The following is a 20,858-nucleotide window of genomic DNA, read 5'->3' on the forward strand; positions in this document are numbered from 1 at the left end:
TTATTCGGTGTCAGCGCGGTATTGGAAGCTCGCGGCGACGGAATACGTGGTGTCGTTCGGTATGCCTGGGCCTTGATCGACTGGCGTCAGAACTAGGGCTGTCAGGCCATTGCCGGTCAGGCGATCGTAGAGCGGGAACAGCGCGGCCAGCTCATCCACGACCCCCTCCAGAGCGCCAGTGCCCTTGCTAGACGGGCCGACGATCGTCACTTGGAATAGGCCGGTGTAACGCTTGTGGTCAGCCGTGAGGGTCTCGCTGTCGGTGCCTGCTGGCAGGTTATAAGCCTTCAGGTAAAGCTCATCGGTCGCGGGCGTGAAGTCCACGTTCTCGTACGCCACCCGCAGCGGAGGGGTGCGGGCGGCAGCCCAGGCGGCCAGGCGGGCCTGAAAGAGCGAGCGGATGATCTTGTGGCTCATACCTTGTTCGTCCTGATGGCTTCCTCGACGATGGCCTGGAAGCGGGCAAGGGTGATCCTCACCATGCCGCTAGGGGCTTGTTCAGAGTGGCCATATTCGAGCGGTATCGCATAAGGCAGGTTGTTCACGATGTAGGCCGTCTCCCCTGCCTTGAACAGGATGGAATCGCCTACGATCCTGGCCGAAGTCTCGTTCCCGCTGGGGTCGTTCGTATCCAGGCTGCCACTGGCTGGCGTGCCGATGCTGAACTGCCAGTTGCCGCGGAATCGCCCGGTGTCTACGGGCGACATGCGGATCAGGCTGTTGCCAAGCTCGATCACGACCTCTTGCAGCGTCTCGTCTATGGCGTCCTGTGACTGCTGGGCGAACTTGGCCAGGTCCAGCGCGAAGCTGCCGGTTGCCCCGGCATAGCGGCTCATCGGCGCACCTGCAGTTCATACACCAGCGGGGTGCCGGCTGGGTTCATCACCTTGAGCGGCGGGACGATGGTCCACAGCTCGCTCTGGATCAGGATTTTGCTGTTCAGCGAAGGCTTGGCCAGGCCCTTGGCGGGCATCAGGACCTTTTTGTCGCCCTGCTGAATCAGGCTGTTGTTCTGACGCTCTTGGCCGGTGTACTCGATGAGCACGCCGGATACGGAGGTTTCTGTGGCAGCGTCGGGAGATGTCTCGCCTGTACTGGGGTCGTACGTTCCAGGCGTGACCTCACGGAGGGTCATGGTCTGGCCGTACTGGCTAATCAGGCGCAGGGCCGTATCGGCCATCCTGTCGTAGAAGGCCGACATAGGGCTCCTTATGGGTCAGGCGCGGACAGCGAACAGTCCTCGCTTGGCCAGGTAATCTGCGAATTGGGTCCGGCTGGGCCGGTCAGGCGCCGCGGGTAACAGCTTGCGGCTGGTGTTGCTGATGGCGGCGTACTCGACATCTACCACGCCTTCGACGCGCTCCCGGGTCACGGCGCCTTTGCGCTGCTCCGGTGGGTCGATGTCATCTTGGTAGATCTCTGCGGCCAGGGCCATCTGCCCGTAGGCGATTCGGCCGGGGATCAGGTTTACCGGTAGGTACGCCCGGTCCACCAGCGCATCACGGCGGGGCCAGGCCAGGGCTTGGGTGGCCTTGGCCCGGCATCCCTTCCAGGAAAGCCCATCCATCGCCAAGGCGGCCCGGCGCAGCAACGCTTCCTGCGCTTCCTCGCCGTCAGGAATGGTCAGGCCATACCGCTTGGCATAGCTGACCAGCTCCTCAACGGTGGAATAGCTGTCAGCGTCCGGCTTGCCGGTACCGTCCTCGATGATGAGCATGTGTTACCCCTGGGCTTTGAGCAGCTCGAGCAGCTCAGACTTGTTGGCGCTGGCGCTGTAGGTGACGCTCTTGGCGTCCAGCTCGGCCTTGATTTCCTCTTTGGTGAGGCTATCACGCGGGTCTGCGTCACCGGAGGCCTTGGCCTGGGGCTGAGAAGTGCCGCCGCCGGCGTTCACGGCGCCCTCATCTCGCGGCTCGCTGCGAGCGTGCTCTACGCCGCCAGTCTCGCCTACGGTCTGAGGGGCAACGGTGATGCCCTTCTCGTCCCCGCCGAAGCCCCAGCGGGCCTTGTCGTTCGGGTCGATGTACTTGTCTTGTTCCATGATCACATCCTCGGTATGCCCGGCCCGGAGTGGGCCGGGTCAGGCTCAGGCCGCTACGCTGGACAGCACGAATGCCATCGGCACTTGCTTGCGGTCCACGCCGCGGGTCCAGTTGGTGGCCAGGGCCAGGTCCTGCCAGTTGGCGGAGGCTGGCCGAGTGGTGCCCGGGGTACCGGTGATGGTCGCCGAGGTGAACGAGTAACCCAGCGGATGGATCACGAAGTTGCGTCGGGTCCAGAGGGTTTCGGCGCCACCGCCGTTACCGCGCTCTTCTTCGATCTGGTAGCCCAGGTCATTTTCAGGCTGCTGCTCGGCATAGCCGATGGCGCCTGGGCGGAACAGGATGGACAGGTACTTGGCATCAGCACCGGTACCGATGATGGGCATGCCGTCGTCCAGCACCACCCGCATGCCCTGGTAGCGGCCGGCCAGTGGCACCTGATCGCCGATAGGCGTGAAGTCGATCAGGTTGAGGATCTGCAGCTGCTCATGCACAGCAGAGTGCATCACGATCACGCCGAGGGTATCGCTGCCATAGTCGCCCATGGTTCCGCGGGCGCGGATGATCGAGGCAGCGCTGATGGGGCCGCCGGCATCGACAACCATGTCGCCGCCATTACCGGCCACGTTGTCGTTGTAGATGCCCACAGCAGTGGCGATGGTGCGGCGCTGGGCCACGCGCTGCCAGTAGCTGGTCAGGCGGCCGGCCACGAACTCCAGCGGATCCTGGTTGGTGATGTTTTTCACCAGCTGCATCGCGTTCCAGCCTTCGTTGAGGTACGCGGCGCGTGCCTGCATGCTGGCGGTGTGTACAGACAGCGGGGTCGCGATGTCGGTGTACACGTCGTTCGAGTAGTTCGACTCGACCGAAGCGTCCAGGTCAACCCACCACGGGATGGTGAAGGTATTGGACGGGCCGGCGAGCAGCGTCGACATATCGCTGTTCTGAACGAGGATGCCGGACTGGAAGAATGCAGTCTGCTCGACGGTGGTTACGTTGATGTAGTCGCGCAGTTCGTCGCGGAAGACCACATCGGAAAGAATGGTTGGCATTGCTGGTTATTCCTTTGCTTGGCCTACGCTTGCGCTTTCTTGAGGCGCTCGTACTCGGCGGGATTGTTTCGGCGGAGCTCTACTCGCTCCATGCCAGTCATTTCGCTGAACTTCTTCGCGGCCCCGCCGCCTTTGCCACCGGAGGCCCCGCCACCAGTCGCCTTGCTTGCTGCGATCAACGGCGCCAGGGAGGCATCGTTGAAGAGTTGCTGCTTGAATTCGTCTACGGTCAGGGCGGACGGCCGACGTTCGGCGTCCAGCACGACCACCACGGGCTTGCCGTCGCGGATCTCCATCGACAGGCGCGGTTCGATCAGCTGTTGGAGCACAAGGGCCGAGCCCTGGACGGCCAGTTCGCCAGCCAGGCGGGCAGCCGTGGCGCCAACGGTCAGGGCGTGAACCTGGGCCTGTAGCGCGCCCAAGGCCTGTTCCTTCTCGGTCAGGGCCTTGGTGTGCTTCTCGTTCCAGCTGCGGTCCAGCGCCTCGGTGTCGCCATTCTTGCGCGCTGCCTCTTCGGCAGCCAGGCGGGCGGCGTCCTCAGCCTGCTTGCGCTTCTCGGCTTCGGCCTTCTTCTCGGCCAGCAGTTGGTCCACCTTGGCTTTCAGGCCGCTGGTGTCCTCAGGCTCGGGCAGTCCTTCCACTGCCAGCACGTAGTTTTCTCCCTGGGCCTTGTAAAAAGCCTGGAGGGATGGCTCCAAAGCGTCGTATGCGGCCTTGTCGATCAGGTATTTCATCGTGTCTCCCGGAGACGATTGGCAGGCCCAGCCTGCTAGTTGATACCCGCGCGCTCGAATGCCAGCGGCTCAACCGCTTTCATCTCGTCGAGGGTCATTGGTGCGAAGTTTCGATCTAGCTGGAGTGAGGCGAAGCGCTCAGCCGAGAGCCCGCCGTTGCGGAACAGCTTTCCCCGGGTCGGGCCCAGGGCCTTGTCCTGGAATGCTGCCGGTTGCTGCTTGAGCCAGGCGTAATAGGTCACATCGGCGCTTACCTGCCCTGCCCCATCGGCGCCTTTTGAGGCCCGCGTGGCGCCCTTGCCGAACATCTCGTTCAGGCGGGTGATCAGCACGAAGCTGGTCCGGCAGTTCGGATGAAACGGCGGCCTGGGCCCTTCGTTCACCGGGAAAGTGCGCTGGTCCAGGCTGCGGCATATCTGGCTGGTGCGGCTGTCCAGGGTGGCGATCAGCCTGATGCCGGTCACCAGCTTGGGGTTGGCCTTGGCCGTCTCCATGCGCGCTTGGCTGGCAACATGCTGCACCGCGGTGCGCACCACCGTGGCCGCGTTGCGGTCGGTCGTGGCCAGGATGCCGTCCTTGTAGCCCAGCGCCTTGGTGCCTCGGATGTTCTTGATGATCTGAAAGTTGGTCTGCCCTTCGAAGAACCCCTGCCGGATAGCACCAGCCACCCGCGTGCGCTCTGCCGTGGTCCAGTCCTCGATGAACGAGCCCAGCAGCTTGCCGCCGTCCGCGCCTCGCACGCCTAAGGGGTTGGTCAGGATTGCCGCGCGGATCGCCTCAGCGGTCGGCACAGCGGCTTCCAGGCTTACCCCGGCTGGCATGGCGTTGTTAAGGCTGGCCGCCTCGAACTCGGCTTCGTAGTTGGCGATGTCCACCAGGTCCAGCTGAAGCTGATCGGTGAAGCGGCCGAAGATGCCCAGCAGCAGGCTATCCACGTCCTTGAGCAGCTTCTCCAGGCGGGACCGGTTGTAGGCTGTCATGTCAGCCTTGGTCAGCCGCTCCCGTAGGCCACGGTCGATCTCCTTTAGAAACGGGGCGAACTTGGTCACTTCATTGGACTTCAGCCGCTCAAGGAACACGGCATGGCGGATCGTCGCGTCAAGAATCGCTCGGTTCGCCGCCATCGTCGTCTTCCTCGTCTAGCTCCAGGCTCGGGCCCTGGGCTTCCAGCTCGCCACGGATCTCGTCGTCGGTCTTCTCGGGGTTGATGACCCCGCGGTCGCGCAGGTACTGCCAGAAGTCCGCTTCCGGCAGCTTCCCGCCCTGCACAGCGTTGAATAGCGCCGTGAGAATGGTTGCATCCAGGGTGACCTGGCTGAAGTCCTGAGCAAGCTTGTAGACCGCTTCGCCTTTCACGCCGAGGAACTGACACATCCAGGTCAGGCAAAGGTTGTAGGCCTCGCTCACGTTGGATACGGCCAGCGACAGGATGCTGTGTTCCGCCGCGCTCTCGTTGTCGGCCTGGGTGGCGGTCTTGGCTGCGCTGCCCCGCTCGATCAGCCGGGCGCCCAAGGCCACCATCTGGGTCTCCTTGGCGTCCATGGCTTCTTTCGCCAAGCTGTTGGGCTGGGCCTGCATCAGGCCGCACTGGCCGCCGGCCGGGAGCAGCCAGGGCGCGCGGGAGCCAAGGTAGATCCCCTTCTCTTCCAGGTGATCACGCCACATCTCGTCCAGGCCAGACATCCAAGGCTGAGGCTGGCCCACCAGGTAGCTGGCCTCTTCATAGTCAGCGCTGTTGCGGTAGTGCCCGAGGTTGATCTCGGCCATGTCGTACAGCGGTGCGTCGTCCAGGCTGGAATCGTTGTTCTCGCTGCCCACGAAGGCGAACGGAATGAAGGGCCAGGGCTTGCCCGAGCCATCCAGCGGCATACGGGCGTCGATCACGTCCCAGCTGCCGCCTACGTCCGTCCAGACCTCCTGCTCGTACTGGCCGGTGTCGTTCAGGCGCAGCACGCGGTACTGGTCGCGGATCTCCACGCCGAATCCGTCGTCGGTGTCCTTGTCTACCCGCTCCTTCAGCACCACCAGGCTAAGCAGCACTTGGCCGCCTACCTTGCGTGTCTTCCAGTTGATGATGGCCTCGGCCACATAGCTGGAGATGGTCGGGCGGATAGCAGCGGCCGCGCTCTGCGCTCGGCTTACTGCGCCAGCTTCAACTGGTGGGTAGTCCACCAGCAGGCCATGACGGCCCACCTCGAGGATGTGGCCTACGACCGACTGCGATTGTTGGTAGATGCTGATCCCTTGCCCGTCCGCGTCCTCGTTCACGTATTCCAGGGTCGCTGGCACGGTCAACGTAGGCCACGTGCGGAACACGGCGCCGATCAGGCTGCGCTTCGTGCGACCCGTCGCGTTGTAGAAGACGGCGCGCTTCAGGTAGCTGTCATAGCGAGCCTTGTTGTCCTCGCTCTTGTCTTCGGGGTTTGGCCTGGGCAGGTACACGTCCTGCCTGTATTTGATGGTTTCGGACCCTTGGCACACGTCACGCACCAGCCGCCAGCGCGACAGGGCCGCGTCGTATTCCGGGCGGGTGAATTGTACGTTGGGCATTAGCGGGCAAACCCCATCTTGATTGCGGTGATCGGCTTGCGGGCCATCTTCGCCACGGCGAAGTAGCGGAAGGCGTCAGAGCCGTGCGAAGTCCAGTCGTGGAGCGGCTTGTCTTTCCAGCAGCCGCGCTTGTCATCCCATTCCTTGCGGTAGTTCTCCAGGCAGGCGATGCCCTCTTCGCACCTGCTCTCATCGAAGACGCAGCGGGCCAGGATCTCGCGCACCTGCTCGATGCCGTCATTGACGCCAAGCTTGGGCACCACCTGGAAGTTCATGGTGAATTTCTGCCCGTCGATCTCGTAGCCTTCGCGGGCCAGCTCGCGCCGGGTCTTGGCATCGCTGCCAAACTCTCGGTTGTCGATGTCGTGCGGCCCCCAATGCTCGGAATAGGTGTATCCCTTGCGCTTGAGCATGGTCATGTAGTGGCGCAGGCCTTCGCCGCTGTTCTCGTAGTAATCGATGATGTGCCACTGCTCGCCCACCTTGCGCACGAACCACACGGCGGTGGAGTCGCTGACCCCGATGTCCCAGAAGGTCATCACAGGTAGGTGGCTGTTATCGGGCAACGGGCAAATGCGCCGGTCGGCATACAGCTTGGCGAATTGCTGGGCGTAGTAGGCGCCTTCTACCGATTGCTGGAACGCCTCTGCGGGTATCGATGGATATTCCCGCTTCATGTCCTCGCCCAAGGTTCGTTCCTTGGCCGCATACCAGGCGCGCTGGCCGGGGCTGGTCACGATCCCATGCTTACCGGCCAGCTCGTTGAAATAGGCGGTCAGTCGCTCGGGTATGAGCGCTCCAGCGGGTTCGAGCCAGTAGGCCGCGTTCTTCCACCAGCTGAAGAAGAAGAACTTCCAGTCCAGGGCGCCCAGGCGATGGCCTAGCTTGGTCTGTTTCTCGGCGGTCTGGCTGTACTCGAAGAAGTAGCCCGCCCGACCCTCTGCCGTGGACTCGATGGTCACGAAACAATCAGCGGCCACGGCTTCGAACGCACCGGTGACGATCTCGCGCGCCTTGTGCGGAAACTTGGCGCAAATCTTCCCGAATTCGGAGACATGCAGGTAACGCAGCGTGCCACCCCGGAAGGAGGTGGACACGTAGAGCGATCCGCCCTTGCTGAATACCAGTTCGCCTGCGGCGTCGTTGCTGGCCGGGTTGGCTGCCTTGATCTCGGCGGGCAAGTGGTCGTAGGCGTATTTGATCTTCTCGCGGAACAGGCGCTTGGCGTCGTTCAGCGTATGGGCGATCAGGGCGCACTTCGCCGACTCGAATAGCGCGGCGTCCAGCTGGATGATGCACTGCTCAGTGGTGAAGCCGAGCTGGCGCGCCTTGAGGATGATGTTGCGTGTATGCAGGCCTTCGAAGTACTCCAGCTGCTCTGCCGTCATCCGAAAGCGGGTCTGCTTGCCCTGCTTGTCCGTGATGAAGTACAGGTTGTTCAGCCGCCACCGCTTGTCCCTGAGCAACTTCAAATGCTCGGGCTTCATGGTCAGGCTTCCTTCGATAGCTCATCCATCAGGGAGGCCAGCTCGCCCACGGTCTTGTCGCCTTCCTCGCTGTCAAGGTTATAGGCCTGGCGCTCGCCCTTGATAACCTTGAGCTGGGCATCGACCCCGGCATTCAGCGCGCGGGAGAAGTCGCCCAGATTGGCTTCGTTCACTTCCATCTCGGACAGGGCCACGGACAGCTTGTCGGCAATCGCTCGCCATTGGGCCAGTCCAGTGCGGTGGGCCAGCACCACGGATGCGGCTTGGGTAGCGGCCTCTTCAATGATCTCGGCATCGGTAACCAGTGGTGACTGGTGACTGGTTCCGGTTACGGCGGTGGTGACCTTCTGCTTTGTTGCCGTCCTGACTTGCTGGGTCAGGTCGCGAGCCCACCCTTCCTTCTTCGCACGCTTGAGGATGGTGGCGTGGTTGACGCCTTGGGCTTCGCCTATGGCTCTGACCGAAAGCGACCCGGCCCGGTAGGCTCGTTCAATCGCCTCCCAGTCGGGTTGCTTGGTTGTCATTGGATTACTTTCTCCAGCCACTCTTCCAGCACCCGCCGTATCACGGGCTCGGTGAGCAGCATTGATTCTTTGCGGCCGGCGATGATGTTCTCGATCAGGGCTTGGGGGATGAGATGCACCCCATCACTGGCGACCACCATCAGATGTGGGCGGTAGTCGTCGAGTTCTTTGATTATGAGCATCGGACCTCCGCGCCACGAAACTGGCGTATATGGAAATGTGGCGCGCTACGGGTAGCCCTCTAGCGGCCCTCGGTCCCCGCCCCACTGCTGGGGCAACGTGCAGCGGGTTACCTGCATTCCGTACAGCTTGGCGGGGATCCCCTGCTCTACCTCATACCCTGGGGCCGCGACGTAGATTCGCACGCGGTCGCTTCGGCACTCATAGGTGCGGAACACATAGCCCAGGCCGTTCCCGGTGAAGAACACTAGGACAATCCAGACCATGAGCCGGGCCATGCCCTTGGCTACTCTCATTCGGAAGGTCTCCGGACGCGACGATCAACCGATTCGTCCTCGGCACGCCGCTGGTTTCTGCGTCGTTCACGTCCGTCGATCAACGCTCCGATGCGCCGGAAGAAGTACCCGGCATTGAAGATGGTCAGCCCCACGAACATCGCGCTCGGGGGTGTGTTGGCTGTCAGCTTCCAGGGCTCGTACACCCATAGGAACGTGAAGGTCACCACATAGCAGAACGCGACTGCCATCATGAAGGCGACTTCGCAATTGTCAGCCTGGCGCCTGGGGCGCGGCAGCAGTGCGAACACGGCGCCATGGATGAACACCAGCACGAAGCTGATCAGGGCCAGCATGGACACGATAAGCATCACGGGGGCCCTCTCGGGTTGTAGTTCTCAACCCAGCCCTTCACCTTGACCTCAAGTACTGCCAGGACCGGATACGCGAAAAAGCCGAGCAACATGATGTAGCCCGACTTGAACTGATTGTCTGCAGCGATGAATTCACCGGCGACCTTGCCCACGAAGAAGGCCAGGACCAGCTTGGAGATGAAGAAGCGCAGGGAGAACCGTGGCTCGGTGGACCCTTTGTAGAAGTAGCTCGCCACACCGCCCACCACGCCGAGCAACCCGAACTGACTCCATGAGAGGGCAAGTTCAAGCATGGTAGGCACCGTGGCTTCTGCTCCTGGAGCGGGAGACTATTGAGGCCCTGCGGCCGGAGGGTGATCGGCGGGCGCCTGCCATACCCGGGCGATAGCCATAAGCATTAGAAGTATTATTTCGGGCAAATCCCGAACAAACCCTTGCAAATACTTATCGAAATACTTATAATGCCTCCATACACAGTGAGGCAAACATGAACAAGATCAACTGGACACGGAAAGCGCTCAAGCAACTCGGCAAGATCCACAAGGCCGAACAGGTCAGGATCTACGATGCAGCTCAAGCCCTTGCCTACATGCCGAACGTCCAGAACATCAAAGGCCTCACCAACCACCAGTACGGGTACCGGCTCCGGGTAGGCAACTACCGCGTGATGTTCGATTGGGACGGCGCCGTGAAGATCGTGAACATCGAAGAGGTAAAAAAGCGTGATGAACACACCTACTAACGTACAGATCATCAACGGGCCGGACGGAGCGCCGGCCTTCGTGGTCATCCCTTACGCGGACTACGTCAAGGATCATCCGGAGGATGACCTGATTCCTAACGAGGTCGTCGGGTATATGGTGAAGGATAACCTGACCATCGTTGGCGCCTGGCGCAAGCATCTTGGCCTTTCTCAAGCCCAGGTGGCCGAGCGTATCGGAATCAGCCAATCCGCCTATGCCCAGCAAGAGCAAGCAGCAAAGCCACGCAAGGCCACGCGCGATAAAATCGCAGCGGCTTTGGGGATTGCGCCTTCATTGCTGGACGTGTGATGCGCAGAAACGAAAAAACCCAGCGGGTTAGGCTGGGTTCTGAATGGCTTGCGCGGGGGTGTGACTTGCGCACTATGGAAAAATTACTTCCATTCTCCCGTCATGTCAACATGATTATGCCGCGTTTTCAGCCTTTTCCGCGTGAATCACCTGCCAAACCGGGCTTTGCGCCTCGATATCCGCTTCTTGAATCACTTTTCGCAGCGAATCCCAAAGGTCCAGCCAGTCACGCGTCCAATTCTTGGGGTCGATCGACACGCCAAAGAACGCCTGGATGTCCTCCGCGACCCTGGCCGGCCCCCATTGAGGCCCACCACGCACCTCGGACTTATAGGACTGGAGCGCCATAGTGATCAGGCAATACACCTTCTGACGTTTCTGGTCGGTGAGTGCGGACAGGTCAGCCCTAGCGGTGATCAGCGCCACGGCGTTCATGACATGCTGCATGGTCATCATCGGGTGGTACATGAAGTGCCCGAACTGCTGGACCTGGAACGGCAGAGTTTCAATGGCGCGCTGTATCTTGCCCATCATGACCAAGTGGGCCGCCCGGGCGGTTGACCGGCCTAAAGGGGTGCGCCGTGTCTCGGCAATGCTGATGCGCTGGCGGACGATCTTGATGCGGGCTTCCTCTTCCTCACCTATGGCGGCAAATACCACCTCATGGCGGCGCATCCTGGCAGCCTTGATTTTCGTGGCCGACTCGGCCGATTCCAGCGCCGCACCGGTAATGGACGCGTTCGACTCATGCTGCGAGTCGGCCCAGGCTTGACGTGCTCCGATCAGTTTCATGCTGCCTCTCCCGCTAATGCTTCGATGCGGACGCGCACAGCGCCGCCTTTCGTGGTTTCTTTGCTCACAGTCACGCCTCCCATCCAGGGACGATTCTCGATACTTTTGTCTTGAGCTTTCCGTAGGCCGAGCTGTCGATGACGATCAGCGTCACGTCCGGGTGGTACTTGGCCATGCGCTTGATCTTTGTTGCGCTTCGAGCATCCATCCAGCCTTTCACCTCGTGGAAGGCTTCTCTGCCGTCGTTTTCAATTACAAGGAAATCGGGCAGATAGCTGACACAACCCCGCTTAACGCCCTCGAACCAGAAGGTCTTCGGTTCATGGGCCCATGAGGCTATTTGTCCTTGTTGCTTGAGCCATTCCAGGTAGTGGGCATAATTCGCCTCCCACTTTGATCGGTAGTACTTGCGGACACCTCCAATCTCTCGCCAGCCCGCTTTCCAGGAAGCATTCGGCCGCGGTCGTATGTGTGTGCCATTAGCGACCCTGGTCTTTGCCGCCTTCATCACGGCAGCCATCTTTTGTTCAGGAGTCTTAGCAGCATTCGCTCGTATGGAGGCCTGGGACAGGAGTGCTTTCGTGGCATCTGTGTGCTTTTTGCCAGCCATGTGCCGAGGATGCCCACGTTCGGCAACTAAGCGCTTGCGCACTGCCGACAAGTGCGCACGGCGCTCTTCAGCATCCTCAAACATTTTTGTCCTGACTTTTCTTTCCTCGACAATCGGCCGCGAGTAATCGCCTAGCCCGAGCCGTGACGCCCTGATGTAGACGGCGAACTTGGACTTGCCTATAGCTGCGGAAACCGCAGCCACATCAACTATCGAACCAGCCGCCCATGCTTGTCGCAGCAGCTGCTCTTGCTCAGGCGTCCAAGCTCTCGACTCAAGTAGGCCCAGCCGCCAGGCACGGTTCTTAACCGACCCGGCGGTGCGGCCTGACGCCACGGCGATTTCCGCCTGGCTTGCCCCTGCTTCCAGCCACACCCTCAGTGCGGCGTCCTCTTCCAACGACCATTTTCCTTTGGGACTGCATGCGGCCGGCGGCCAGGGAAGCGTCAGCATGGTCATGGCTACTTCTTCGATCCGTTGATGCGCAGCTTGTAGTCGGTGATCTGGCTGTAATACGGCGCCCGTTCCTCGCTGGTCGGGATGCTGGCGACCTGCTTGGAGAACTTGTTCATCGCTACCAGGGCGTCATAGGCAGTGGTGGTGCCTGCCTTCCAGCTGTTGAAGACGGCGGTGATCTGGTCGGCCAGGGTGGGCTCGGCCGGGGTGGTAGGTGCGCTTGGGGTGGCGGGTGTCGTCGCCGGAGTCTCAGGCTCGGCGGCCTTGGCCGGGCCGTGATAGGCAGTAAGCGCCCGGAACGTGGCTCGGCCGGTACCGGTGCCGCCCACCTTCTCTTGGCTGTAGATCCCTGCCTTGAAGTACCAGGTGTCCTTGGCGTAGGACTTCATGTCGAACTGGTAGCCGTCCTCGGGAAGATCGTCATTGATCACCTGCTTGCCGTTGATGAAGAACTTGGCTTTGCCGTCCTTGCTGATCTCGAAGCGGTAGGTGATGAACTGGCCCAGGGTGTAGCCCTTGAGCAATACGGGCTTGTCTTCGTCACCGTCGAGCTTGCGGCGCAGCTGGGCATAGATCGTGGTGTCGGTAATCTGGATCTTCAGCGGGGGGTGATCGGTCTCGCCATGGATCTGGCCAATGATCGCCTTCTTCGACTTGGGCAGCTCCTGTACCGCCAGCTCGGCTTCCAGGCTGTGCAGCTCGGCGCTGGCGGGCTTCCAGTTCGCTTCCTTGTCGTCACCATTGGTTAGCGTCTCGCGCAGCTCTGAGCGCGGATAGGTGCTGTTCTTGGTGGATTTGATGTTTACGCCGTTGGATGGCGCGATAAAGGTTAGCGATCCGTCCGCCTGGCGCTGGAAGAACGGGTCTTGGTAGCCCGAGTTCAGCTTGTTGGTGGGAATCACCGAGGCGCCGGCCGGGATCGTTAAGTTCCAGGTGCTGAGGTCAATCATGCTGCTACGACTCCTTCACTGATCAAAATGGCTTGGGTGCCTTCGTTAGCAAAAGCCCCGTGAAGCTCCGTCCTCTTGGCAGCGAGTGCCGACTTGCCGGCCTCCACAGTTTCAAAAGGCCCGAAGGTGATCCGCTTACCGTGGAGGTATATCTCTGCTCTCCACTTCCCTGTTCTTAGCCGGTATAACCCCTTAACCCCGCTGGTGTTGTCCGATCTAAGTCTGGTGTTGCACAGGTTCTCCGAGCGCGTAGCTATGCGCAGGTTGGCCAAGCGGTTATCAGTTCCGATCCCGTTCACATGATCAATTTCTCGGTCTCCCAAGGTGCCGTAGTGCATCTCCCAAATCAGGCGATGGGCCAGAAAGCCGAATCCCCCGAGGCCAATCTTGATGTAGCCAGGAGCCTTAACTGCACCAGCCGGCTCGCCCGCACGACCTCTGCCCTGATCCTTCTTCCACCGCAGAACACCGGCGGACGAGTCGTAGGCAAGAAGTTCCGAAATCAGCCTACGCTTGCATTCTTCTCTTCTCTGGCTCATGCGATCAGGCCCTCTTGCACCAGGATATTGAGCGTTCTGAGCACACCTTCAGCGAGGTAGAGCCTCGCCTGATCCCGGTCACTGGCGCGCCGGTCCCGGAAGTCGCAGTAGTCATGGCACGCAGAGCACGCCCAGGCGCCCTGTAGGTCGTTTGGCTTGAATCCCATACCCGAGGTACCAGCGAGGCGGTAATGCGCCAGCACGGCCGTTTCAGGGTTGTGATTGCATATGCCCGGCACACGCACCTGGCAGTCACGGCCACGGGCGGCCTTGGTGAGCTTGGTTTGTCTCATGCTGCCTCCACCATCAGCGGCCAGCCCTGCTCGGCGGCCCACTGCTCTATGCGGGTCATGTAGTCGCCGAACTCGGCAATGCTCAGCTTCGTGGTGCTGATCCCGCGCATCTCGGTCGAGCCATCAGGCATCACCACCTCATCGCAGCCGATGAACCAGCGCTTGAACTGTTCGTGCCATACCTCATCGGGGTACAGCCGACCCTCGACCCATGCCACCGCGGCGATCTCACGGAGCAATGCCCAGTAGCGGCGGTTCTGATCAATCGAGCGCTTCGACTTGAGCGGGCGCAGGACCAGTTCATAACCGGCGCCTGCTTCCCTCATGAGGCCCTGAACGAGATTCCAAGCAGCAATGAAGGCCGGGCGGACGCCAGCGGCGCCCTGAATGCGGAAGGTGCGCTCGCGGGTCATGGCTTCGCCACCATTCGCTCCACTACAGCGAGCTTGATCAGGTCAGCGCCTTCGTCGGGACACCAATTCAGCTCGGCGATTTCAAGTGCGCCATAGAGCTTCGGTAGCTTCCCTGGGTATTGAACCGCCCAGCCAGACCATTCGGGGATTTGGGCCGCCTTCATTTCCCTACTTGCCACCCAGACGTTCCCCATCTGCTCCTTCACGTCTGCGAACTGGTCCTTGAAGGGCTGGCGCTCCCACCAGGTGTTGAATTCGGAGCGGGCGCGGTCGGTCATGGCTTAACCCCCATGCAGTCGTTGCAGCCCGGTCGGCAGATCCACTCAGGCATCGGATCGCCCTCGAAACGCTCGACGTGCTCCACCGAATCACCACGCTTGATGTACCCGGCCACGCACTTGGCGGTGCCCTTCTTGTCGTTCGCGTCATCCCAGCACATGGCCGATACCTTCCCGCAGGCGCGGCGAGCGATGTACAGGTGACCCAGTGACTTGCTCATGGGCGGGCCTCCTTGGCCATGGCTTCCCTCGCCACGGTCACGCAAGACCAGCTTTCAGCCTTGTTCGCGTCGCCGTACTGGTCCTCTGCGTGCTGCCGGTTCATTTCAATGATCTTCACTAACCCATTGCGCAGGGCTTCGTTCTCGGCCTTGAGCTGGTCGCGCTGTCGAATTTGCGCGGATCGTTCGGAAAGGAATGCGGTACGCCATGCCTCAAGGCGCTCGTTCTCGGCGATCAGGGCCAGATTTCTTGCTTGGAGAATCTCAAGTTCCGTCATTTTGAAACCCTCCGATTCCGCACCTGTTCAAGCGGTGTGGCCCAGCGAATATTCCCAGGCTCGTAATTACCGTCGTTGTTTATCCGGTCGATTGAGTAGGAAGGTCCTGGCTTATCGCCAAGATCCTCCACAAACAACTCAAATGAATCCCAACGGGCGCACACCGAAATACCCCTGCCGCCGTAGTTTTTGTAGGCGTGGTTCGCAGGGTTTTTGCAGCGGTCACGCATTGATGACCAAGTAGCGTAGAGGGGGTGAGTTTTTGACAGGCCGTGAGTCGTAAGGCGCTTCTTGTTTGCGTGGGCGCGTGCGCAACCACAGGAAATCGTGTGCTGGAGGCGGAGAGAGGACCCAGTAGTCGTCATCTCATTTCCGCAATCGCAAAGGCAGGACCAGTGCACAAGGCCGCTTTTCACGCCGGCATTTTTGGTGACGGTGAGCATTCCGAACCGAGTTCCAATCTTTATCGCGGCACGGTTAGCGTTCGCGCACGGCACGCTGCAAACCTTGCGAATTTCAAACTTGGCCCAAGTCTCATGAGGTTTCTTCATGAGGGGCGCCTGGCATACGGCGCACTCACCTTTTGGCATGCCAGCCTCAGCCAGCCGCTTCAGTTCGCTGTAGTCGGTCATTGCCTGCGCTCCCGTGCGGCCAGCATGTAGTCAGCGAACAGGTAGGCGGCGTCTGAGTACTCGCGCATGTTCGCGTATTTGCGGTGACTGCCATCGTCCTGGGTCATACCCCAGCCGCCGGCGATAACCATGGCGTTCAAGGCGTGCATCGCGATGTCATCACGTAAGCGCACCAGGTCCTCGGTGGCCGGAGTTAGTTTTTTTGCTGGGTTGGTCATCAGAAACGCTCCTTGCGGAATCCACGACCCATCTCGACTTCCTCCTGGGAAACCTCTCTGGTGCCGGCGAAGTTGACGAATCGCAGGAACTTGCCCTGCTGCTGAACAAGACAGCTCCCCACCTGGGCGTGGCGGCACTTGGGCATGATGATTTCAGTCACGCCGTTCTGGCCGGCCTCGGTGTCGTGGTCGCGGTGCACCAGCAGGATCATGTGGGCGTCGGCCTCGATTTGGCCGCAGTCCTTGAGGTCGCTTGCAATGGGCTTCTTGCCAGGGCGCTTGGTCGATTCGCGGTTGAGCTGGGCCAGCAGGATTACTGGCACGTTTAGCTCCTTGGCCAGGCTCACGATTCCCGTAGAAATTTTGGCCAGCTCGGCAGTACGGTTCTGCACCCGTTCTTCGGACTTGATCAGGCCGATGTAATCGATGGCCAAGACGGCCAACCCATGCTCCTTCTGCACCTTGCGGGCGATGGAGCGGATCTTGGAGAGGGTCATCCCTGGCTTATCGCAGACGAACAGCGGCTTGCCCTTGATCCTGTTGACCGCAGAGGTCAGCCGGGGCCAGTCCTCGTCTTCCAGCGTATGGCCGATATCGATCCGGCTGAAGTCGATCGCCCCTACGGAGGCCAGCATACGGTTGCCCAACTCTTCCTCAGGCATTTCCAGGCTGAATACCAATGCGGTGCCATGATCGTTGAGCGCGACGTGCTGGCAGATCTGCATGGCCAGGGTAGTTTTGCCGCTGCCTGGCAGGCCGCCCACTACCGTGACGGTCTTGGGCTTGAGCGACTTGATCATCTTGTCCAGATCGACCAGGCCTGTTTGCAGGCCTGCCTGGGCCCGGCGGTTGAACTTCTCGTCGATGACTTCGATGTTGGCAGTGATGATCGAGTCGAGCCGCTTGTAGTCGGGGGTGTCTTCGTTCAGGTCGCGCAGATCTGCCATGGCCTGTTGGGCGCGGGCGATGATGTCAGCGACGGGAGCATCCTCCGTCGCCATATCGCGAACCGCATCGGCTGCGTTGACCAGCCGGCGCAGAACGGCGCGCTCGGCTACGGTCTTGGCGTAGGACTTCCAGTTGGCGGTAGAGGGAACCTCCTTCGCTATCAGCCCGGCGTAGGCTATGGTGCTCTCTCCGCTGGGCATGAAGGGGTAATTCACTCCTACGGTTACGGGATCGATCGGCTCGCCGGCCTTGTGGCAATCCTTGATCGCATCAAACAGCGCCGCGTTGTCGTGCTCGTAGAAGTCCTCCACGCTCAGACGGCTGGTGATGTCGTCGAATAGGGACGGGTCAAGCATCATGGCGCCCAAAACACCGTATTCGGCCTCAGGGCTGTGTAGTTGGCGGCTCATGCCTCACCCCCTCGGTGTGATTCCCAGGTGAATGCGATGGCCTCTCCCCCGTTCTGGCGCAGGCGGTCCAGGGCGCGGTCGCCGATGTAGTCGGATAGCTCGGACGAAGGCAGGTTGGATGTGATGATGGTCGGCAGCATGTTGCGGTACCGGGTATCGATAATCGTGTGCAGGGAATGGCGCTCAAACTCCGTTCCGCCCTGGGCCCCAAGCTCGTCGATCAGCAGAAGATCCACTGCGGACAGGTCGGCCAAGATGGATTGCTCGGTGTCTTCCGATCCCTTGGCGAAGCTGGCCTTGAGCGCGGCGATGATGTCCGGGGCAGGTGCGTACAGGGCGGTGGCGCCATAGCGGGTAACCACCGACTTGAGGATCGCGCAGCCTAGGTGAGTCTTCCCGTTCCCGAAGTTGCCCAGCATCAGCAGGCAGCGGCCAGCGTCCAGGCACTCTTCGAATTGGTCTACGTAGGCTTGGCACACGGCGAGCGCCTGAGCCTGGCCGGGCAAACGGGTCAGGTAGTTATCCAGCGAGCAGGGGCGGAACCGCAGCGCGATACCGGTGGCGAACAGCCTGGCGTTCAGTGAGCGCCAGCGCTTGAGGTCGGCGGCCTGCTTGTGGGCCTCGGAATCGACGGCGGCGGTGTTCAGCGCCTCCCAATGGCAATTTGGGCAACCCAGTACGCGATTATCGCCATCGAATGCCTCGATCAGCTTGCGATCGAACGGCCCATGGGTTTCGCAGTTGTCAGGGCGAGTCTTCACCCGAGGTTGAGCGCCGAACTTAGAAATTCGCACGACGAACCCCCAGGCGCTTGTTCTCTTCGGTCCTGGCTCGAATCTCGTCGGCGTTCACCTGAGGCAGGTTGGTGTAGCGGGACTTCGGGGCGAAGGCGTGGACGTTGCGGGAGCCGTTGGCGTTGCGCACCCAGTTGCGCCAGGTGGCCAGCCAATCTGCCTTGGTCGCCTTGGTGCCAGTGGCGGCCAGCCAGTGGTCGCGGAATTTGTCTGCTTCGAGGGCTATGCCGCTCGGCCCCAGGTCTGGGCGGTTGGTCAGAGCCCAATCGCGCCAGTCCTCAGGAAGTGTCCAGCCCTTGGCTAGGCGGCTGCCCTTACTCGCCTTGGGTTGAACAGGGTCGAGGATGGTCTCTTGCTCAGCGCTTGGAGCTGGCGCTGCGGTAGCGGCGCAAATCTTTTGATCTTGATCTTCTGGTTCTTGGTTATTGGTTATTGGTTCTTGGTTAGGGTTACGACTGGGTTCTTGCTGGGTTTCATTCGCTAACCCAGAAATAACCGACTGGGTTTCCAATGGCTTCCCAGAAGGACGCCCACCCTTTTTTCCATTAACCCGATTGGTTTCAGCCTTCGCTCGATACGCCTGTATTTCCTGCTCCGCGCGCTTGTTGTGCCATGCTCCGCTGTCCAAGGTGAAGAACTCGCTCAGTACCGTGGCCACCGCCTCTTTCTCTTCCTGGGAGCGCGCACCTACCCACCGGCATACCTGTGGAAGGTCATTCACAATCGCCTGCTCCTCGGCGTAATAGCGGCGCAGCAGTCGGCTGTAGATGGCATCTTCAACCAGGGTGAGATGGGAAGTGGCCTGGGCGTAGTCACCGATGTTGTGGCTGTAGTAGTTCATCTCAGATCTCCAGCTCGTCGGTGACGCGCTTGATGAATTGGTCGTAGGTTTCAGCCATCAGGAAGCCGGTGTCTTCCAGCATCCGGCGGTAGGCCTTGGCCGACTCATAGATCTGCCAGCGGTCTTGTTCGGGAAGGTGGCGGCACTGGCTATAGGTAGGCCATGGCCCCGCTACCGGTTGAATGAGCGGCTGGTGACTCGGGGTGTTGATGAAGTCAACCAGCTCTAGGCTGCTCATGGAAACTGTGCGCGCCACGTTTTGAAAGCCGTCGTTTTGTGGCGCGAACTGCTGGGTATTGCCTTGTGTCTGGATTTGCATATACTTGGGCCCTGCATATGGTTGTTAAGAGAGCCGGGTCACTACCCCGGCTTTTTTTCGTCCCGAAGAAAGCGTTAGCCCCTTCTGTTCCACAATTAGCCCCGATCGAGGCCCTTTTTGTGTCCTGCTAGCGCGAGCACTGGTGCCTTGCGCTTCATCTGCTTGAGCTGGGCTTGAATCGCTAACGACTTGCCCATCTCCAGGTACTCGTCTGTCGCTCGGCAAAGGCTCCATCCAAGGTCAACACTTACCTGTCGAACCTCCTCCTGAACCTCTGGCGGCAACATTTCGAATGTCGTTTCAGGCATAGGCCCTCCATAGGGGTCTTAAGCCGATTTATCCTGCGAGCTGGCACCGTGCATTTCGCGAAGAAGATCGGCAGCACCCAGGCTGCGAGCTAGGTTTGCCAGTTCGTACACATAGGTCGCGAGCTGCATGCCGGCCATGCGGGCTTCCATGCGTAACTTCCGCGCTTCTTCCGGCTTGTGGCGGGTCTTAATTACTTCGCTGCGCTTGTGGGCAGGGTTATCGAAGGCCATTCGGGTGGTGCTCCTTACTGCTGATAAAGGAATAGGTAGGGTTAAGCGGCTGATTTAGCTGGAGGGAACGCATCGTCTAGGTCGCACTTCACGCCGAGGCTGTTCAGCGCACCTACGATCTCCCTGGCTTCGTTGAGCCCAGGCAGGCGAAGGCCTGACTCATAGTTGGCCAAGCGTGACTGGTTCCAGCCGAGCGCCCGGCGCAGCGCTGCCTGCGTTACGCCAGCCTCTTCGCGGATCGTTCGGACTCGGTTCATCGGGTTTTCCTCCATAGATGCCAGAAGGATAAAACACAGATTGTGTTTAAATCAATCACAATAAGTGAAAGCCGGGCATTTCAATCCGTGATTGAATCCCGCGCATGAACGAGACCTTTGGGCAACGCCTTAAAAAACTCAGGAAAGCAGCGCGCCTTTCGCAGGCGCAGCTAGCGGAAGCGTGCGGCTGGAAGTCGCAGTCGCGTGTGGGTAACTACGAAACGGACGCTCGCGAGCCCTCCTTTGCCGACCTAGAAACCATCGCTGGCGTGCTTGGCATATCGGTGCTGCAGCTGGTCGTGTCTGGCGAGAAGTCGGGCCATAAAGTCAGGGAGAGCGGCGCTACCTACCAGGTGGACCGGAACATCGAGCCCGCGCCGGGCCCGGTGCGCTATTACGAATACCCCGAAATCAGTTGGGTTCAGGCTGGGATGCCCGTGGAAGCAGTAGAGCTGTCGAATATCGCCACATGTGAAATGCACCCCTCTGATGCCTGGGCCGGCGAGCATGGGTTCTGGCTGAAGGTCAGGGGGCCGTCTATGACTGCCCAGGGGGGTATCTCCTTCATCGAAGGCATGGTCATCCTGGTGGCGCCGGGTTTCGACGTGGAACCCGGAAATTACGTGGTGGCCAAGCTGGTCGATACCGACGAAGCGACCTTCAAGCAGTACATCTGGGATTCCGGCAAGGCCTACTTGAAGCCATTGAACCCAGCCTTCCCCACCGTTGAGGTGGACGACACCTGGGTGATCGTGGGCAAGGTTGTGGATGCCAAGTGGCCGCGGGCGGTATTGGGGTGA

General features: G+C 60.6%; 35 protein-coding genes. 3 read left to right on the forward strand and 32 right to left on the reverse strand.

The features are described 5' to 3' along the window. From BN1188_RS20930 to BN1188_RS21000, 15 genes are read right to left on the reverse strand one after another with little or no spacing between them, the layout of a single operon-like run. Complete coding sequence (locus BN1188_RS20930; RefSeq protein WP_040263671.1) at positions 1-417, reverse strand: phage tail terminator-like protein; 417 nt, start codon at positions 415-417, stop codon at positions 1-3. Then, positions 414-836 carry an HK97 gp10 family phage protein gene (locus BN1188_RS20935; RefSeq protein ID WP_040263673.1) on the reverse strand — a complete coding sequence of 141 codons (423 nt, stop codon included), beginning with the start codon at positions 834-836 and terminating at the stop codon, positions 414-416. Before BN1188_RS20935 ends, BN1188_RS20930 begins: the two co-directional genes overlap by 4 nt. Continuing rightward, on the reverse strand, positions 833-1,201 hold the full coding sequence (locus tag BN1188_RS20940; protein WP_040263675.1) for a hypothetical protein: 369 nt from the start codon (positions 1,199-1,201) through the stop codon (positions 833-835). The genes BN1188_RS20935 and BN1188_RS20940 overlap by 4 nt, the downstream gene beginning before the upstream one ends. Before the next feature lie 15 nt (positions 1,202-1,216). After that, positions 1,217-1,717 carry a DnaT-like ssDNA-binding protein gene (locus BN1188_RS20945; RefSeq protein WP_040263677.1) on the reverse strand — a complete coding sequence of 167 codons (501 nt, stop codon included), beginning with the start codon at positions 1,715-1,717 and terminating at the stop codon, positions 1,217-1,219. 3 nt (positions 1,718-1,720) lie between these two features. Beyond that, a complete protein-coding gene (locus tag BN1188_RS20950; protein WP_040263679.1) occupies positions 1,721-2,041 on the reverse strand; it encodes a hypothetical protein in 321 nt (106 codons plus the stop codon). Between the two features lie 45 nt (positions 2,042-2,086). Next, a complete protein-coding gene (locus BN1188_RS20955; protein WP_040263681.1) occupies positions 2,087-3,094 on the reverse strand; it encodes a hypothetical protein in 1,008 nt (335 codons plus the stop codon). Positions 3,095-3,117: 23 nt separating this feature from the next. Continuing rightward, positions 3,118-3,828 carry a hypothetical protein gene (locus tag BN1188_RS20960; protein WP_040263682.1) on the reverse strand — a complete coding sequence of 237 codons (711 nt, stop codon included), beginning with the start codon at positions 3,826-3,828 and terminating at the stop codon, positions 3,118-3,120. Positions 3,829-3,863: 35 nt separating this feature from the next. Then, positions 3,864-4,952, reverse strand: coding sequence for a phage minor head protein (locus BN1188_RS20965; protein WP_040263684.1), 1,089 nt, complete (start codon positions 4,950-4,952; stop codon positions 3,864-3,866). Continuing rightward, positions 4,927-6,378, reverse strand: coding sequence for a DUF4055 domain-containing protein (locus BN1188_RS20970; protein ID WP_040263686.1), 1,452 nt, complete (start codon positions 6,376-6,378; stop codon positions 4,927-4,929). The genes BN1188_RS20965 and BN1188_RS20970 overlap by 26 nt, the downstream gene beginning before the upstream one ends. Next, complete coding sequence (locus BN1188_RS20975; protein WP_040263688.1) at positions 6,378-7,865, reverse strand: hypothetical protein; 1,488 nt, start codon at positions 7,863-7,865, stop codon at positions 6,378-6,380. Before BN1188_RS20975 ends, BN1188_RS20970 begins: the two co-directional genes overlap by 1 nt. A 2-nt stretch (positions 7,866-7,867) precedes the next feature. Continuing rightward, on the reverse strand, positions 7,868-8,389 hold the full coding sequence (locus tag BN1188_RS20980; protein ID WP_040263690.1) for a hypothetical protein: 522 nt from the start codon (positions 8,387-8,389) through the stop codon (positions 7,868-7,870). Further along, positions 8,386-8,571 (reverse strand): hypothetical protein, encoded by a 186-nt coding sequence (locus BN1188_RS20985; RefSeq protein WP_040263692.1) that lies wholly within the window; start codon positions 8,569-8,571, stop codon positions 8,386-8,388. Before BN1188_RS20985 ends, BN1188_RS20980 begins: the two co-directional genes overlap by 4 nt. A 45-nt stretch (positions 8,572-8,616) precedes the next feature. Further along, entirely contained in the window at positions 8,617-8,865 is a 249-nt protein-coding gene (locus BN1188_RS20990; RefSeq protein WP_040263694.1) for a hypothetical protein, read from the reverse strand. Beyond that, entirely contained in the window at positions 8,862-9,218 is a 357-nt protein-coding gene (locus tag BN1188_RS20995; protein WP_148485278.1) for a hypothetical protein, read from the reverse strand. Before BN1188_RS20995 ends, BN1188_RS20990 begins: the two co-directional genes overlap by 4 nt. Then, entirely contained in the window at positions 9,215-9,511 is a 297-nt protein-coding gene (locus tag BN1188_RS21000; RefSeq protein ID WP_040263697.1) for a hypothetical protein, read from the reverse strand. Before BN1188_RS21000 ends, BN1188_RS20995 begins: the two co-directional genes overlap by 4 nt. Positions 9,512-9,705: 194 nt before the next feature. On the opposite strand from BN1188_RS21000, the gene BN1188_RS21005 reads away from it, so the two are divergent. Beyond that, the gene (locus tag BN1188_RS21005; RefSeq protein WP_040263699.1) at positions 9,706-9,960 is read left to right on the forward strand and encodes a type II toxin-antitoxin system RelE family toxin; all 255 of its coding nucleotides are present in this window, start codon (positions 9,706-9,708) and stop codon (positions 9,958-9,960) included. After that, positions 9,944-10,270: a helix-turn-helix domain-containing protein gene (locus BN1188_RS21010; protein ID WP_040263701.1), complete on the forward strand. Its 327-nt coding sequence runs from the start codon at positions 9,944-9,946 to the stop codon at positions 10,268-10,270. The genes BN1188_RS21005 and BN1188_RS21010 overlap by 17 nt, the downstream gene beginning before the upstream one ends. Before the next feature lie 114 nt (positions 10,271-10,384). Here BN1188_RS21010 and BN1188_RS21015 read toward each other — a convergent pair whose 3' ends face one another. The 17 genes from BN1188_RS21015 to BN1188_RS21100 all read right to left on the reverse strand — a co-directional run bounded on the left by BN1188_RS21015 (position 10,385) and on the right by BN1188_RS21100 (position 20,058). Continuing rightward, positions 10,385-11,062 carry a hypothetical protein gene (locus BN1188_RS21015; protein ID WP_040263703.1) on the reverse strand — a complete coding sequence of 226 codons (678 nt, stop codon included), beginning with the start codon at positions 11,060-11,062 and terminating at the stop codon, positions 10,385-10,387. A gap of 70 nt (positions 11,063-11,132) precedes the next feature. Beyond that, entirely contained in the window at positions 11,133-12,131 is a 999-nt protein-coding gene (locus BN1188_RS21020; protein ID WP_040263705.1) for a DUF1064 domain-containing protein, read from the reverse strand. Positions 12,132-12,133: 2 nt separating this feature from the next. Next, positions 12,134-13,078: a polysaccharide lyase family 7 protein gene (locus tag BN1188_RS21025; protein ID WP_084596314.1), complete on the reverse strand. Its 945-nt coding sequence runs from the start codon at positions 13,076-13,078 to the stop codon at positions 12,134-12,136. Beyond that, positions 13,075-13,617: an HNH endonuclease gene (locus tag BN1188_RS21030; RefSeq protein ID WP_052469430.1), complete on the reverse strand. Its 543-nt coding sequence runs from the start codon at positions 13,615-13,617 to the stop codon at positions 13,075-13,077. The genes BN1188_RS21025 and BN1188_RS21030 overlap by 4 nt, the downstream gene beginning before the upstream one ends. Beyond that, positions 13,614-13,910, reverse strand: a complete 297-nt coding sequence (locus BN1188_RS21035) for a DUF1364 domain-containing protein (protein ID WP_040263706.1) — start codon at positions 13,908-13,910, stop codon at positions 13,614-13,616. Before BN1188_RS21035 ends, BN1188_RS21030 begins: the two co-directional genes overlap by 4 nt. Further along, positions 13,907-14,323, reverse strand: a complete 417-nt coding sequence (locus BN1188_RS21040; protein WP_040263709.1) for a recombination protein NinB — start codon at positions 14,321-14,323, stop codon at positions 13,907-13,909. The genes BN1188_RS21035 and BN1188_RS21040 overlap by 4 nt, the downstream gene beginning before the upstream one ends. Beyond that, positions 14,320-14,601, reverse strand: a complete 282-nt coding sequence (locus BN1188_RS21045) for a hypothetical protein (protein WP_040263711.1) — start codon at positions 14,599-14,601, stop codon at positions 14,320-14,322. The genes BN1188_RS21040 and BN1188_RS21045 overlap by 4 nt, the downstream gene beginning before the upstream one ends. Then, complete coding sequence (locus tag BN1188_RS21050) at positions 14,598-14,822, reverse strand: hypothetical protein (protein ID WP_040263713.1); 225 nt, start codon at positions 14,820-14,822, stop codon at positions 14,598-14,600. The genes BN1188_RS21045 and BN1188_RS21050 overlap by 4 nt, the downstream gene beginning before the upstream one ends. Continuing rightward, a complete protein-coding gene (locus tag BN1188_RS21055) occupies positions 14,819-15,100 on the reverse strand; it encodes a hypothetical protein (protein ID WP_040263715.1) in 282 nt (93 codons plus the stop codon). Before BN1188_RS21055 ends, BN1188_RS21050 begins: the two co-directional genes overlap by 4 nt. Then, positions 15,097-15,732 (reverse strand): hypothetical protein, encoded by a 636-nt coding sequence (locus tag BN1188_RS21060; protein ID WP_052469431.1) that lies wholly within the window; start codon positions 15,730-15,732, stop codon positions 15,097-15,099. Before BN1188_RS21060 ends, BN1188_RS21055 begins: the two co-directional genes overlap by 4 nt. Further along, positions 15,729-15,950 carry a hypothetical protein gene (locus BN1188_RS21065; RefSeq protein WP_040263716.1) on the reverse strand — a complete coding sequence of 74 codons (222 nt, stop codon included), beginning with the start codon at positions 15,948-15,950 and terminating at the stop codon, positions 15,729-15,731. The genes BN1188_RS21060 and BN1188_RS21065 overlap by 4 nt, the downstream gene beginning before the upstream one ends. Then, on the reverse strand, positions 15,950-17,308 hold the full coding sequence (locus BN1188_RS21070) for a replicative DNA helicase (RefSeq protein ID WP_040263718.1): 1,359 nt from the start codon (positions 17,306-17,308) through the stop codon (positions 15,950-15,952). Before BN1188_RS21070 ends, BN1188_RS21065 begins: the two co-directional genes overlap by 1 nt. Further along, positions 17,305-18,102, reverse strand: a complete 798-nt coding sequence (locus BN1188_RS21075) for an ATP-binding protein (protein WP_040263720.1) — start codon at positions 18,100-18,102, stop codon at positions 17,305-17,307. The genes BN1188_RS21070 and BN1188_RS21075 overlap by 4 nt, the downstream gene beginning before the upstream one ends. After that, entirely contained in the window at positions 18,089-18,943 is an 855-nt protein-coding gene (locus tag BN1188_RS21785) for a YdaU family protein (protein WP_052469433.1), read from the reverse strand. Before BN1188_RS21785 ends, BN1188_RS21075 begins: the two co-directional genes overlap by 14 nt. A gap of 1 nt (position 18,944) precedes the next feature. Then, positions 18,945-19,262 (reverse strand): hypothetical protein, encoded by a 318-nt coding sequence (locus BN1188_RS21085; protein WP_325062749.1) that lies wholly within the window; start codon positions 19,260-19,262, stop codon positions 18,945-18,947. A 326-nt stretch (positions 19,263-19,588) separates the two neighbouring features. Further along, the gene (locus BN1188_RS21095; RefSeq protein WP_040263725.1) at positions 19,589-19,801 is read right to left on the reverse strand and encodes a hypothetical protein; all 213 of its coding nucleotides are present in this window, start codon (positions 19,799-19,801) and stop codon (positions 19,589-19,591) included. A 41-nt stretch (positions 19,802-19,842) separates the two neighbouring features. Next, complete coding sequence (locus tag BN1188_RS21100; RefSeq protein WP_040263727.1) at positions 19,843-20,058, reverse strand: helix-turn-helix transcriptional regulator; 216 nt, start codon at positions 20,056-20,058, stop codon at positions 19,843-19,845. Positions 20,059-20,162: 104 nt separating this feature from the next. Here BN1188_RS21100 and BN1188_RS21105 point away from each other — a divergent pair, with 104 nt between their 5' ends. After that, positions 20,163-20,858: a helix-turn-helix domain-containing protein gene (locus BN1188_RS21105; RefSeq protein WP_040263729.1), complete on the forward strand. Its 696-nt coding sequence runs from the start codon at positions 20,163-20,165 to the stop codon at positions 20,856-20,858.

This window comes from Pseudomonas massiliensis (assembly GCF_000826105.1).
GTDB classification, from domain to species: Bacteria; Pseudomonadota; Gammaproteobacteria; order Pseudomonadales; family Pseudomonadaceae; genus Aquipseudomonas; species Aquipseudomonas massiliensis.